This is a genomic window from Vibrio parahaemolyticus (genome assembly GCF_900460535.1).
In the GTDB taxonomy this organism is placed as follows: domain Bacteria; phylum Pseudomonadota; class Gammaproteobacteria; order Enterobacterales; family Vibrionaceae; genus Vibrio; species Vibrio parahaemolyticus.
On record NZ_UHIL01000002.1, the window covers coordinates 479,769 to 494,160 of the forward strand.

The window sequence follows — 14,392 nt, forward strand, 5'->3', positions numbered from 1 at the left end:
AAATCTCAAAAAACATCGGTTATTTGGTAAGAACCATACGCGCATTGAGCGGTTGAACTGGACGATTGTTTTCCCCCATGACGTGTTCAAATTGCGCAATTTGCTCTGCCGAAATGCTTTGTGGATCTTTGATCACAAGCCAACGCACGCCTTCTGAACATGGTGGCGTGGTCAACGAGCCGTTGAATCGGTAGTAGTCTTTGTCGCTAGGAATCAAAGCGTTTGCATCAAAAGGAGCGCGAATCGCTACGTTTTGATCTCTTTCCGGCACATTTTCTAGCAAATTCGCCAAAGCAGGATTGGCTTTGCCTTGTTCAAAAAATACCGCCACTACTGCGAGATTGCCTTGCTCATCGGCATGAACGTAATGCGCTTCCAATGGGTAAGATTTGCCGTCGACATGGTTTTCAGATGGTGTGTGGAAATGAAACTGCTTTAAAGCAAACGCTTTGCCATCAATGGTCAGAACATTCTCTCCCTCAATGCTGGTTTGCAATGTGTGACCATTGTTTGTTAGCGCAACCACTTTGCCTTGGTAATCCAATTGCAGTTTTGCTAATTCAGCTTGCGTCGCCGCATGAATATCAATCGGGCTTTGGTTTTTACCTTGCGCACATTCAGAAGCAAACTCGCCCCAATGCTCTGGTCCGTGACTTCCTTCGTAACCCCAGTTTGCTGCGTTGGCCGAACCAACGAATACCAAAGACAATCCAATCGCTGTAAGTGACTTTTTCATGATTTTCCTTATCCCTTCAAGTGAAGTGTTGTAAAAGCAAAGCCATACTAATCTCACAGGATTCGGTCGTTACAGAGTGGAAACTATGATTGCAAACAAACTTTGGAATCAACTCCTCTAGTCATGCAATTGATATGATGCTCAAAATTGAACATCAACGATTATTGAGTCGGTATAAGTGCCCGCTGGAGGGGTATCTTGGCTTGTCATTATCTGCGCGCGATAATTGTAGTTCTGTGGAGTGATACCATCTGGAATGGCATCGCCAGTATCAACATCGCTCTGTTCGCGGCGCTCAGCACCAGCCGAGCCCCAGCGCTCCGTCGATGATGACTTATAGATTTCATATTCCAAATAGTTACTATCAAATGCCATCCTTCGTTGGCCTCCTGAAGCATTTACGCCATCGTTTAAACCAATGGTGAAGGAACTGTTCTTGGTACAAGTTAACGATATAACCTGACTAACGGGATCGAAGCCCGCCACCAATGGGGATGAACCAAAATCAATATCCGGCGCGGTTATCATACAGTCGGGAGTCACTTCCAACTCGACCGTAATAGTACTTTGAGCACTCCCCTCATTCCGAATAATACATACTCCTGGTAGACCTACGCCCTTGCAGTAATTCCAATCCCAAGACGCCATAATTTGGTCTGTATAAGTTCCGGCCGAAAGGTTACTTCCAGCTCCCGTCCGAGCATAAAGAGGGAACTCAACTTGGTCTCCAAACAGCCCCAACAAATCTAACAAGTCGGTGTCTGTGAAGGTGTGCAATTGGCCAAAAACATACTCTTCTGAAAGGCTTGAATCGCCAAAGATCTGATAGTTAATTATCGAACTGGCATCTCCTTGGGTGGTCATCTGCCCACCATTGAGGCTGGTAAATGTGACGGAGACATAGTCGCCACTCAACAACGACACAAGTGTCGAAAAGTCACATGTTATCCCCGCATGCGGCTGGGCTGAACTTTGTTGCTGAGTGCTCGACACCGTAAATGAGGAAACGCTACCAAACTGGATTGAAGGTGTTGACGCAGTGAGCTGACAAGCTATTGTCGAGCACGAGAAAAAGAGAAGTAGACTAGCCAGCCAGCGATGCAAAATCATAGTGCCGCCTCATCTTCTGTTTTGAGGCAAACCTGACTATTCAGTGTTTGTATTTTTTGACTCTCGCGCTCATACAACCCTTCAATTGAAACTTTGCATGGTGACTGCCCTTGAGGATAAAACAGAATGTAACTGCCCGGGTCAACGCCTTCAAAGTAGGTAAACCCATCCCACCCAATTTGACTGACTAATCCTGTCTCTGAACGCCCAAACGTGCCAAGCGGCAGGACTAGGTGATTTTCATCCACAACGGTCATACTCAATGCAATTTGCAGCTCAATGGGAAACTCTAATAAATAACCGTAACCTGCATGTATCGAAGCGAACTGCTCTGTCGTCGAAAATGCCGCATTCGCTGGTAAAGTGAGTGGGTCAATTTCATATTTGGCGGTGTAATACGCGGTAGCCCAAGGCACTAGCAAATAGCCATCCTCGTCAGTCACGCCAACAATTTGGTTTTCATATTTAACCGGAATACCGTCAAAACCGCTGGTGCTGACCACGGCAAAGCTGTCATACACTTCGTTAGCAGGGAAGATTTTGCCATCCAATGTCGAGACCGAACCCGCCATTTCCGCAAAATAATCATAATTCCCACTGGTGCCATTGAGCCCTCCGCGAAACTGAGCCCACGAGGCACGATAGGTCAAATCGGCTTGCTTACGGTTTTCAGGATCTTCATTGAGGTCATGCGCTAAATTGATACCCCACCCGCCTTTTATAGGCGCGAGGCGACTGTAACCAACTCGCCCTCGCACATCGCCATCATCTTCCCTTTTCAGCGTTAAGCCGGCACTACCGCCAAGCGAACCAAAGGGCAACGAGAACTGCGCTAATGTCACTGCCTGACCACCAATACTGTGGTTGTAAGAGAGCGACATATTGATGTCAAAAGGCAGAACATAACTGTACGTAAGATTGAGTGTACGCGAGCTAGAATCGGTTTGCTGAATATCGAAATAACCACCGGAAAGTGAGCCCCAATCCCCTAGCCGTACTCCCATATTGACTTGCGATACATGGCGAGACTTCAGCGATGCCTCCTCCCCTTTATTAAGCTTCTCGTAATTTGGCAAATGTGACAGGGTATAGAAATCAGCTTGCTCCACTTGCGTTCTAGCAGCGAAGCTAAACAACCTAGATTGGTAACTGTAACTCAGCGCGTATGAGCTGGATTGATCTTTAAAATTACTGACTCGAAATGAGGCATCTACCGTACCTAAGTTGAACGCATTACTAACAAAACCCAGCCCTGCAACAATTAGGTCATCTTTTGCTTCAGCTTGTGTTTCCAAGGTTAACCAATCCGTCATGCCATGACGCATCGCTACAACAACGCCGCCAGCACCATATTCATTCGATGCGTTTCCAAAATCTTCTCTGAGCGCACCAATACTGGCACTGTAAGAAGTAAATCCTGTTTTCAACAAATCGGAAGAGAGGAAAAACGGGCTGGTCATGACCGTTTGTCGGCCTTGAGCATCAGTCGCAATGACGGTTGCTTCACCCGCGCCAGAGATCATGGGAATGTCGTTAATAACGAAAGGGCCTGGCCCGACGGCCATTGAGTCGGTTTTAAAGCCATTGATGAATAAATCCAAGGTCGTGGGCGCAGTGACCTCACCATAAAACGCTGGCAATGGCGTCGTCACTACGTCGGGGCGCATAGAAAAGTCATGCGACAACTGAATGCCCGCCATTCTCACCGGCTGACTCCAAGACAAAGGACGGACGATGTAGTCTCCGACTTCCAAACGAAGTCGGCGCGCCTGATTGGCGTACTCATACCCTGTATCGAAACGAGTGTATTGACTGCTTTGCTGAGACTGAACATCGCGGTGAAAATTGGATTTAAATATTCCCGTTGTAGAAAAAACGCCAAACTCAGAAAAGGCTCTGATTTCATGATCGATAGAAACCTCCTTTTGTTGGCTTTCGTTTTCATACACACCAAAAACGTTGTAGTTAAACAATCCCCCACGACCAAACCTAGCTGGAGAAAATCGCCCCATGTCGTGTGCAGATAAACTCTGCATCGGCAGCCAGTTCGGCGGAACGTCGATCGCCAGTTGCAGTGACGATTGCAAATAACGCACGTTAACCCCAGCGATGGAAGAAACGTCAATCCTGTCTTCCGTTCCTGGCAACGATTTGGCCGTAACGCCAACCGCTATTAGATCTTGCCGCTGGAGAAAGTACTGCTCGCCAATGCGCTCGACTTCGGTAATATGCCCCGTCGCTCTTTGATTGATCACCAATTCTAGTTTCAAGCTAATATTGTTAAACTTATCAAAAGAAAAGTTTTCAGGACTCGGTAACTCAGAAAAACTGTTGGGTGAGTTCGCACAAAGGCCAATATTGCTCCACGCCATAATTAGTAATCCAAGCCAAAGCAAGACATACATTTCATTGCGTCTGTTCATTATTATCATTATTGCGTCAATGGTATTTTGTAGCGTTTACCTCCAATATTCGCACTCAAACTCATATTGTTTATATTCTTATATGAAATAGGCCAAACCTTATATTGCTCTGGAAGAATATAACCGGCTAATCCTTCAGAAATCATTAACGGTTCTTTATTTGGAGAATCCAGTTGTAAATTCACCAGACGCACATGATGATTTCCTGAGTTTTTAATGTGAATAAAACGTTGATTATTTTTCTTAATCAATTGAGCTTGCAAACCATTCCACAACTCACTGTCCTTATTCTGCTGTTGAGTATTGTTAAGTCCTTTTCCATAGATAAATAAGGGGATGGAGTAGCGCATTCGAACTTTAACAGCGAGTTCATTTTCCATCGAATCGGTTAGAGGGTCGTGAGTTGGAGGCAGTTCATCGATGATCACTCGGTAAGCGTACTCTTTACCTGCTGTGGCTTCATCTTGATTGAGGATGCGAATCAGCTGTTTTTCACCAGGTTCAATTTTGACAAATGGTGGCGTGGCAATCAGTTGATTTTGATTAGAATAGTTATCTTCACCTTCATTTTGTCCCCATTTAAAAATCCTCACTTGTAAGTAAGAATCAACGTTGCCTTTATTCACCATCCAAAGGTATGTCGCATTCGTCTCCGCTGTTATTTTGGGGTAGATCGGCCAAATTAATAATGAATTGGCGTTAGTATTGGAGATAGAAACAAAAAGGAAGGTCGCTATTAATAATGATTTTTTGAGTATGAATTCCATTTCATCCCTCCGAAACATCACTTACCACTCCAAGGTCAGCGTAAGCGTATCCATATAAATTCCGGCTATTTCATTCCCATTTATTATTGCCTTTGCCCAGATAGGAAACTGAATATTATCTGGGTCTTGCGTGGTATCGACGGAATATCGTGTATCGATATCAAGCACTTGTGTGTAATCCAGATCCTGAAACAAAAAGTAGTCTACCGTCGTGACCTCTTCGCTATGCTTTAACTTGCGCACACCATCCGATGAATTCAGCCCACCGTTTAGAGAAACATTCATCGCAATACCCGGAGTACAACTTAATGTAAGTGATGAGCTGTATGTGACACTGCCTTGTACTTCCGCTGCATAAACAGAAGAATGTTCACCAAAATCCAACGTTCCTATTTGTCCAGCTTGCGTTGCGCTCTCTTCTTGTACTGCGCCATTAATCAAACAGCCTGTGTCTACTGTTGCTGATACTTGAAAGGTTTCTATCACATCAGCCAGCACAGTTGAAGAGCACCAACTCATCACGACAAGTGAAAAGCCTCTAACAACCAGCGTCACGGTTTACCAGCTTAATGTCACACTGATTGTATCTGAGTACGATCCCGCAGTGCTGCTCGTACCATAAGCTTTCGCAAAAAGCTCAATGGTCTGAGCCGTTGCGGTCGTAAACTCAGTAAGCGCCACCGTTCCATTTTGCACTATTTGGGTATTTCTGTCTGAATCGGTAAACAACTTATATTCGATATACTCGGAACCATTCGACATTGCGTAGGAGCCAGCTGCTACACTTCCGTCATACAAACCAGTGCCAAGTGTAAAGGTCGGAGTCACACCGTTACTACAGAGCACTTCAATGCCCGTCGCGCTGCCACCATTGACCACAGCATCTTGCTCAGTAAAGATCGCTGGCACGTCGCCGAAATCAAGTGAACCAAAACCAATACCAGAAGCAGTGTCTACCGCATTATTTCCGTTGATCACACAACCTTGTACAAGGTTAATGGAAACATCAATGGTGCCGCTCACTGAGGCGCCGTTTGCTTGCCAACTGAATGACGTTAATAACAGAGGCATCATCAAATATATTCTTTTCATATAAAGCTCCATTTTCTAACATTCCACTGTATATCGATGATTGTTTTATTAGTTATAGCTCAAGTATGACAAACTAAATGCATATAAAATGCGAAACATTTAAAAGAAGTAAGTTAGGTATAAAAACAGGCACGATTAAAAAACAAATAACTACAAAAGGAAATTTTTACAAGATATAAAACCACAAAATACCCTTAAAAATAAAATGGTCATTTGGTTATTCTAAATACAGAAAGTGAAGCTTTGCTGAAGTTTCAGAAGAAAATAAAGTCGATTTGAACAGAGTCGAGCAGGAAATTGGTTATTAAACGGCAGTAAAATTCTAGGCTGAAATTAAGAAAATGGACGAAAAAGATAGGGCTAAAATAAACAAAAAGCGCCCCTTTTGGAGCGCTTTTCTTACTAGAACTGATTATTCCCAATCAAGAATAACTTTGCCCGACATGCCAGAGCGCATAACGTCAAAGCCTTCTTGGAAATCATCAATCTTGTAGTGGTGCGTGATGATTGGCGATAGATCCAAACCAGATTGAATCAGTGAAGCCATCTTGTACCACGTTTCGAACATTTCACGGCCGTAAATGCCTTTGATAACCAGACCTTTGAAGATCACTTGGTTCCAGTCGATACCCATGTCTGATGGTGGAATACCCAACAGAGCGATACGACCACCGTGATTCATTGTCGTTAGCATTGAGTTGAATGCAGCTGGGTTACCCGACATTTCAAGACCTACGTCGAAGCCTTCTGTCATGCCTAGTTCAGCCATTACATCTTCAAGCTTCTCTTCAGCCACGTTTACTGCACGTGTTACGCCCATTTTACGAGCAAGCTCAAGACGGTATTCGTTTACGTCTGTGATAACTACATGGCGAGCACCAACGTGTTTAGCAACCGCTGCCGCCATGATGCCGATTGGGCCAGCACCTGTGATCAGCACGTCCTCACCCACAAGGTCGAAAGAAAGCGCAGTGTGTACCGCGTTACCAAACGGGTCAAAGATAGACGCTAGATCGTCAGAGATCTCGTCTGGGATCTTGAACGCGTTGAATGCAGGGATAACCAAGTATTCTGCAAATGCGCCTTCACGGTTTACACCCACACCGATAGTGTTACGGCATAGGTGAGTACGACCGCCACGACAGTTACGACAGTGACCACAAGTGATGTGACCTTCGCCAGATACGCGGTCACCGATTTCAAAGCCACGAACTTCCTGACCAATCGCAACCACTTCACCCACGTATTCGTGGCCAACAACCATAGGTACTGGAATGGTTTTTTGTGACCATTCGTCCCAGTTGTAAATGTGTACGTCTGTACCACAAATCGCGGTTTTCTTAATTTTGATCAGAATGTCGTTATGGCCAACCTCAGGTTTGTCTACTTCGGTCATCCAAATGCCTTGTTCAGGCTTTAGCTTTGATAGTGCTTTAATTTTCATAGTATTCACCAAATATTGCCCCGCTCAGTGCGAAACAAAAAATCTCTATAAGGTTCATCATCACTCAACAATGCGGGATAAAAGGCTTAACCCAATGAGCCTGCTCCAACGGAGATTTGGGCAAGCCTTTGTCATCAAACCGCATCAACATGAGAGATATCGAACTTAGATAATGCCCATGTCTTTACCAACTTGGATGAACGCATCGATCGCACGATCTAGCTGCTCACGAGTGTGCGCTGCTGACATTTGAGTACGGATGCGCGCTTGGCCTTTTGGTACTACAGGGAATGAGAAGCCGATTACGTAGATGCCTTTTTCTAAAGCACGCTCAGCGAACTCCGCTGCAACTTTTGCATCGCCCAGCATGATTGGAATGATCGCGTGGTCTGCGCCGCCCATTGTGAAGCCTGCAGCTTCCATACGAGCACGGAAATGCGCTGCGTTTTCCCATAGACGGTCACGTAGGTCGCCACTTTCTTCTAGTAGATCTAGAACGCGGATAGAAGCATTTACGATTGCTGGTGCAACAGAGTTAGAGAATAGGTATGGACGAGAGCGCTGACGTAGCCAGTCAATCACTTCCGCTTTACCAGATGTGTAGCCGCCAGAAGCGCCACCCATTGCTTTACCTAGCGTACCAGTGATGATGTCGATACGGTCAACCACGTTGTGGTGCTCGTGCGTACCTGCCCCCGTTTTACCCATGAAGCCAACTGCGTGAGAATCATCAACCATCGTCAATGCGCCGTACTTCTCTGCTAGGTCACAGATAGCTGGAAGGTTTGCTACTACGCCATCCATAGAGAACACACCGTCAGTTACGATAAGAATGTGGCGAGCACCTGCTTCTTTCGCTGCGATCAGTTGTTGCTCTAGCTCTTCCATGTTGTTGTTTGAGTAACGGAAGCGCATTGCTTTACATAGACGAACACCGTCAATGATTGATGCGTGGTTCAGTGCATCAGAAATGATCGCATCTTCTTTACCAAGAATGGTTTCGAACAGACCTGCGTTTGCATCAAAGCAAGAGGTGTAAAGAATCGTATCTTCTTTACCGAGGAATTTAGAAAGCTTTTGTTCTAGCTCTTTGTGGATGTCTTGAGTACCGCAGATAAAACGTACTGATGCCATGCCGAAGCCGTGCTCATCCATGCCAGCTTTACCCGCTTCGATAAGCGCTGGATGGTTTGCTAGGCCTAGGTAGTTGTTCGCACAAAAGTTCAGTACTTCTTCACCTGTCGAGATTTTAACAGCGGCTTGCTGTTGAGAGGTAATGATACGCTCTGCTTTGTAAAGACCTTCAGCCTTCACTTCTTCAATTTGCTGTTGAATCTGTTGGTAAAATGCAGAAGACATTCGCAATTCCTTCCTGGTTGTTTTGACGAGTTTTCACTCGTTTCGAATTTGGTTTAGCCTTTACGTGACGGGCGTCACAGGCCATCAGCTATCAATTAATTGTAGTGTAAAACAAGGAAAGGAAAACGATTATCCCTCAAGGTGGAAAAGCATTAATGAATTTGAGGAACAAATAACATCAATGCTTTTCTATGAGGTTGTATTGAAAGGAGTTATGACCAAGTAGGTTGGTTTAGAAGTTGCTCAAACTCCTTCGCTGGCACAGGGCGGCTATAGTGGAAACCTTGGCCGAACTCACAGTTTAGCTCGTTGAGATAATCCACATGGCGTTGCTCTTCGATACCTTCTGCGACAATTTTAAGACGCAAGGCTTTGGCCATAGCAATGATCACGTTGACCAGTTCACGATCAGAGTCGTTCTCAAACACGTTTTGCATAAAACTGCGGTCGATTTTCAGACGGTCAAACGGGAACTTCTGCAAGTAACTCAGTGCAGAATAGCCTGTACCGAAGTCGTCAATCGTCAGCTTGGTACCCAGCGCACGTAGGTTATCCAGCATGTCTACCAACTCATCATCATGGTTAAACAACAAGCTCTCGGTTACCTCGACATCAAATTGCTCAGCAGGCAAACCCGATTCTTCTAAGCTTTGCCTAATGAACGCCAATAAGCGATCACAATAGCGGAATTGAACGCTAGAGAAGTTCACCGATACAAACAACGGCGAAATGGATTGCCACTGCGAGGCTTGATGACACGCTTGCTGAATGGCGAACTCGCCAAGTTGATGAATCAATCCGTTTTTCTCTGCAATCGAGATGAACTCTTCTGGATTAACAAAGCCGAACTTCTCATCATTCCAACGCATCAATGCTTCTGCGCCAACAATTTTACCGCTTTTCAATTCAATGATTGGCTGATAGTACATTTCGAGCAGTTGGTTCGAGATCGCATTACGCAATCGACTTTCTAGATCCAAGTAACGCTGTAGATCTTGGTTCATGTTGTGGTTGTAAAAGCAGAACGCATCACGGCCATCTTGCTTCACGCGGTACATCGCCATATCGGCACACGCCAACAACTGCTCGGCGTTATCACCGTCGTCTGGGAAAACCGACATGCCGACACTGCCTGTCAGGAAAAACTCGTGATTATTCCAAACAAACGGTTCACTAAAGGCCGATAACACGCTCGAAGCAACGCGCTTCGCGGTATCGTTATCTGGTAAATCTGGAATCACCAACAGGAACTCATCCCCACCGATTCTGGCGAGCAAATCGGTTTTTCTCGCGACGTTTTGAAGACGCTGAGCACTGAGTTTGAGAATTTCATCCCCGACAAAATGGCCCATAGAATCGTTGATCTGTTTGAAGTGGTCCAAATCAATAAACATCACCAATACTTTCGAACCCGTACGAGATGCCCGAATAAGTTCCAACGCCAATCGTTCTGAGCCATAACTGCGATTTGGCAATTCTGTTAAGGTGTCGTATTTGGCTTGGAATGCGAGCTCTTTCTCCGATGCTTTTCGACGCTCTATTTCTTTGGTGAGTTTGTGGTTTTGTTGAGAAAGAATATCTTTACGCTTTTTCTCTTCCTCAAGCTTTATCTTTAATTCCAATTTATTATTGTTTGCGATAAATGCATAACACAGCGCAATAACAATCATCACGGCGAGAATACTTAGCCCAACAATAAAGAGTCGAGAAGTAAAAATATCTCGCTCGTTGAGTGGTTCAAACCATGCCATCAATTTAAAGTGATGTTGTTCCACTGGCACTTCGAAATATATTTTCCCATCCAAAACCTTAGAAAGAAAATGATTCTCATCTGCATTAGTGGTTGAATTTTTAGTGATGGAGTCCCACACCACCATTTCAACATCTTTTATTTTCAGCACCATGCGACTGTAGCTGTCTTCGTGCTCTTGATTGGTTAATTGCTCAATAACAATATCTTTATTGATGTCCGCAATTAAAAAAGCCACTGGTTTCCCAGAAAATTTGACTTGCTTAATCACTTGAATCCGAATGTTGTCACCATCACGAGTGGCACAAACTTCTTCCGGATGCCCGTGTTGGGTCATCAAATCATGAATATCCATTGGCTTGAGATCTTTTGGGCCAGTCGTGACGATGGTTGTTCCGTCACTGCCCACCAGCGTTAACTTGTTGTAGATGTTGCTACTGTTGATCAACTTGCCGTCAATCTTCTCATCAAATCTACGCTTTAAGTTGATTAAACTTGCACCTAGGCCATATTCCATCGACATACCAGATGCTAAGTTTGCAAAAAATGTTTGAACGGTTTTGTCACTCGATAAATTATCTACGTCTTCACTTGCGATAGTAAATAAGTTGTCTAGTGTGCTTGCATAGCTTTTTACTTTTAAATCCAGCTCTCTATATTGAGAGTCTTTTAATTTATTCTGTCCAAGACTTGTAACAACAATAAGTATCGCTAAATAAATAGAAACGATTATTGCGCTTATCGTTATTATCTTTTTACTGGATATTTTTTTAACAGCCTTTTTCATCGAATTTTCTTACTATCTTCTAAGAAGTAATCGTTATAAAAGTAGTAAATGGACGGGTAGTATTTTTTAACGAGCTTTTCATACGTCCCATCTTTTTTAATAGAGTCTAAATAACGATCAAACGCTTCGCGTAATTCCGGTGAATTTTTACGGAACGCAACAGCCATTTTTTGATTTTCGGAAACAGGGCCAATGACTTTTATTTCTCCCGGCCATTTTTCTAAAGCAATTAATGTGTCTGCTACATCCAATAAGGTACTTTCAGCATCATTTTTCATGATGGCAGGTACCATTTCGTTTAGGAGTCGTTTGCCATCGGGCAAAATCACTTTGGCACCCGTGTCGTACAAGTCGTAAAGGTTTGGGTCTAGGCACGAATGCTCTAGCGCCAACACTTCTCGTCCATCGATCAACTCTTTCACTGTCTTGACGTCTTCGTCGATCGAACCACTTGGTTTAATTGGACTTAAACTTGAATCGGTACGAGAAACAAGCCATACCGCCGATGGGAAGTAGTCCTGAGAAAAGTCCAATACCTCTTCCCGCCAATCCAAAATCGTCACGCCATTGGCGATCAGATCACCCTCAATTGGCACACTGCCACCCACGACTGCGCGGTTGTGTCGGTATTGAACATCTTGACCTGTCAGCTTACCGACCATGTCACTCCACTGAGCCGGTACGTACTCATATCGCACACCTAACGAGCTCGCAAATCCTTTTACGATATCGACATCTAATCCTGTCAGCGTGTGCATTTCACCTTGCTCGATGTAAGAAACAAAGTTGGCATAAGGCACACCGATATGACGAAGCACACCACGTTCACGGATTTCTTTAAGGTCATTAGACCAAGCCGAAGAAGACATCACGGACGCGGCCAAAATCGCCACTGCAGTGATGGTTCGTTTAAGTGTTTTGACTGACATTGTGTATATCCTTCCCTTCAACAAAGCGCCCATAAATGGGCGCTTGAGTGATAAACAACGACGTTAGAACGAGTAGTACAGATCAGCAATCGCTTCGACCAATCCTTCTACATCTCGCTCATCATGGAACAAGTGTGTAGAGATACGAAGCGCGTACGTGTCGTGTCCATCATCTTTGTACAGCTTGAAGTTCGTTGTACGGATGATGTAGCCATATTCTTCACGCAGACGGTCACGGAACTCAGTCAGGATTTCTTCGTTCGTCACATCATAAAATGGGTTGAACGTCGTTAATCCACTCGTCAGCCCTTCCACATTTGGCGAGAACATTTTCGCATGTGGCAGCACGTCTTGGAGTGAGGTTTTACATTGGTCACTCAACGTTAGAATGCGGTCTTGGATTCGGTCACGACCAATCTCATCCCACATTTTACAGCTATCAGCCAGCGCTTGTTTAGCTGGGTAGTTGTCGTTACCAATGTACTGCATTTGGATTTGCTTACCTAAGTAATCCGCATGAGAAAGCGACGAGTTTATCAACCACAATGGATTTTCACGGTCGCTCCAGTATTCGTTCAAACGATTACCGTTGTCGCGCACGTATAAAATGCCTGTTGCGCCCGGGCCACACTGCCATTTATGGCCAGAACCAGAGTAGAAATCGCAATCCAGATCATGTAGGTCAAGATCGAACATACCCACCGTATGAGCACCATCCACTAACGTTGGAATTTGATGCTCTTTTGCAAGAGAACAAATTGCCTTTGCTGGCAGCGCAGTACCGGTTTTGTATGTGATGTGAGAGAACACAATCAGGCGAACATTGTGGTGCGATTCAATAGCGTCACGGAATGCTTGAATGTAGTCTTCTTCAGAAACGTCTTCAGTACCTGTAAACACTGGTAACTGAATTTCCACGACTTCTACACCAAAGCGGTGTTTTACAACATTCAGCGGAGATGTCGCTGCAATGTGTTCGTGGTGTGTAGTAAGAATCACGTCTCCCGGCTCGAAATGCAGACCATTAATGATCGAACATAGACCGTCAGTCGTGTTGCGGCTTAGGATGATTTCGTCAGCATTTGCGCCAAAACCTGGTGCAATCTCTGCGATCATGTCTGAAACGTAAGGGAACTTACCAAACTTACCTTTCATGTCCCACGGGAACTTCGCCACTAATTTGTTGTTGTCTTCATAGCCTTCAAGAACATGTTTCGGCATTGAGCCTGTTGTACCAATGTTCATGTAAGTCGTTCGTTTATCCAAAACGAACTGCTTTTGCACTTTACGCCAAAAACGCTTATCGTGCTTTCTACCTAGCCCGCGGCTGCTCCAATCAATTTTCTGTTCTCGAGCTTGTGCTACACCTGAAAAAGCAGAAGCACCAACACCAGCTACAACGGCACCCGTTGCGCCTTTAAGAAAATTACGTCGGCTGCGATTAGTCTGAATAGAATCCTTGTCGCTCATTTTTTTCGATCCTTGTCGGAAATTAGCCATATTATTAATTTTTAAACGCGTAACTATCTGTTACTAAAACATTATTACCTATTCAAACCAGACTTTAATTTTTTACTCTGCCATTAAGTGACTTTAGTTCCACTTTTTTAGCTTATTTGATGACATAAGCAACAGTTTCGCTTCCAATCAATAAACAACTGAATACATATTAAAATATTCATTAAATTGACTATTTTTATGATAAACGCTTAATAATAGTTTTATCTATAAACAAACAGTGAGCTTTGTTATAAATTCATTAAAAATTTAACTTTGTATTAATTAGAAAATTCAGCGTCATATTTGTTCAACTGCGACTATTCTTTTTATAACCAAGTAATCTCAATATGTTAAGTTTCATAAAATGGCTTGATGTTTAAATGAACAGTTAATTTTTAGACCATATATAGCGAGATCTAAAGTAGTTCAAACAAATGTACGGTCTAACTCTTAGCTGCGAGAACAAATCACTTGGATATACGCTCAAATGAATAC

At 44.1% G+C, this 14,392-nt stretch carries 11 protein-coding genes; all 11 read right to left on the reverse strand.

Annotation, left to right across the window (positions count from 1 at the left end):
• Window positions 1–19: 19 nt before the first annotated feature.
• Window positions 20–736 carry a carbonic anhydrase gene (locus DYB02_RS19010; protein WP_005499797.1) on the reverse strand — a complete coding sequence of 239 codons (717 nt, stop codon included), beginning with the start codon at window positions 734–736 and terminating at the stop codon, window positions 20–22.
• A 141-nt stretch (window positions 737–877) separates the two neighbouring features.
• Complete coding sequence (locus tag DYB02_RS19015; RefSeq protein WP_025622896.1) at window positions 878–1,846, reverse strand: Csu type fimbrial protein; 969 nt, start codon at window positions 1,844–1,846, stop codon at window positions 878–880.
• Complete coding sequence (locus tag DYB02_RS19020) at window positions 1,843–4,218, reverse strand: fimbria/pilus outer membrane usher protein (RefSeq protein ID WP_029804439.1); 2,376 nt, start codon at window positions 4,216–4,218, stop codon at window positions 1,843–1,845. The genes DYB02_RS19015 and DYB02_RS19020 overlap by 4 nt, the downstream gene beginning before the upstream one ends.
• Before the next feature lie 59 nt (window positions 4,219–4,277).
• Entirely contained in the window at window positions 4,278–5,036 is a 759-nt protein-coding gene (locus DYB02_RS19025) for a fimbrial biogenesis chaperone (protein WP_031822849.1), read from the reverse strand.
• A 21-nt stretch (window positions 5,037–5,057) separates the two neighbouring features.
• The gene (locus DYB02_RS19030) at window positions 5,058–5,591 is read right to left on the reverse strand and encodes a Csu type fimbrial protein (protein ID WP_029804442.1); all 534 of its coding nucleotides are present in this window, start codon (window positions 5,589–5,591) and stop codon (window positions 5,058–5,060) included.
• A gap of 3 nt (window positions 5,592–5,594) precedes the next feature.
• On the reverse strand, window positions 5,595–6,140 hold the full coding sequence (locus tag DYB02_RS19035; protein ID WP_005478315.1) for a Csu type fimbrial protein: 546 nt from the start codon (window positions 6,138–6,140) through the stop codon (window positions 5,595–5,597).
• 400 nt (window positions 6,141–6,540) lie between these two features.
• Window positions 6,541–7,572: an L-threonine 3-dehydrogenase gene (tdh, locus tag DYB02_RS19045; protein WP_005478141.1), complete on the reverse strand. Its 1,032-nt coding sequence runs from the start codon at window positions 7,570–7,572 to the stop codon at window positions 6,541–6,543.
• A gap of 165 nt (window positions 7,573–7,737) precedes the next feature.
• Window positions 7,738–8,931, reverse strand: a complete 1,194-nt coding sequence (locus DYB02_RS19050) for a glycine C-acetyltransferase (RefSeq protein WP_005478319.1) — start codon at window positions 8,929–8,931, stop codon at window positions 7,738–7,740.
• 212 nt (window positions 8,932–9,143) lie between these two features.
• Window positions 9,144–11,468, reverse strand: coding sequence for a putative bifunctional diguanylate cyclase/phosphodiesterase (locus tag DYB02_RS19055; RefSeq protein ID WP_025555826.1), 2,325 nt, complete (start codon window positions 11,466–11,468; stop codon window positions 9,144–9,146).
• Complete coding sequence (locus tag DYB02_RS19060) at window positions 11,465–12,397, reverse strand: transporter substrate-binding domain-containing protein (RefSeq protein ID WP_005462861.1); 933 nt, start codon at window positions 12,395–12,397, stop codon at window positions 11,465–11,467. Before DYB02_RS19060 ends, DYB02_RS19055 begins: the two co-directional genes overlap by 4 nt.
• Window positions 12,398–12,460: 63 nt before the next feature.
• Window positions 12,461–13,867 (reverse strand): aminotransferase class V-fold PLP-dependent enzyme, encoded by a 1,407-nt coding sequence (locus DYB02_RS19065; protein ID WP_029804444.1) that lies wholly within the window; start codon window positions 13,865–13,867, stop codon window positions 12,461–12,463.
• Window positions 13,868–14,392: the final 525 nt, after the last annotated feature.

Coding starts and splice junctions, on each gene's coding strand:
- DYB02_RS19065 (WP_029804444.1), bottom strand. CDS start 13,867: ATGAGCGACAAGGATTCTATTCAGACTAATCGCAGCCGACGTAATTTT.
- DYB02_RS19015 (WP_025622896.1), bottom strand. CDS start 1,846: ATGATTTTGCATCGCTGGCTGGCTAGTCTACTTCTCTTTTTCTCGTGC.
- DYB02_RS19025 (WP_031822849.1), bottom strand. CDS start 5,036: ATGGAATTCATACTCAAAAAATCATTATTAATAGCGACCTTCCTTTTT.
- tdh (WP_005478141.1), bottom strand. CDS start 7,572: ATGAAAATTAAAGCACTATCAAAGCTAAAGCCTGAACAAGGCATTTGG.
- DYB02_RS19010 (WP_005499797.1), bottom strand. CDS start 736: ATGAAAAAGTCACTTACAGCGATTGGATTGTCTTTGGTATTCGTTGGT.
- DYB02_RS19055 (WP_025555826.1), bottom strand. CDS start 11,468: ATGAAAAAGGCTGTTAAAAAAATATCCAGTAAAAAGATAATAACGATA.
- DYB02_RS19020 (WP_029804439.1), bottom strand. CDS start 4,218: ATGGCGTGGAGCAATATTGGCCTTTGTGCGAACTCACCCAACAGTTTT.
- DYB02_RS19050 (WP_005478319.1), bottom strand. CDS start 8,931: ATGTCTTCTGCATTTTACCAACAGATTCAACAGCAAATTGAAGAAGTG.
- DYB02_RS19035 (WP_005478315.1), bottom strand. CDS start 6,140: ATGGAGCTTTATATGAAAAGAATATATTTGATGATGCCTCTGTTATTA.
- DYB02_RS19060 (WP_005462861.1), bottom strand. CDS start 12,397: ATGTCAGTCAAAACACTTAAACGAACCATCACTGCAGTGGCGATTTTG.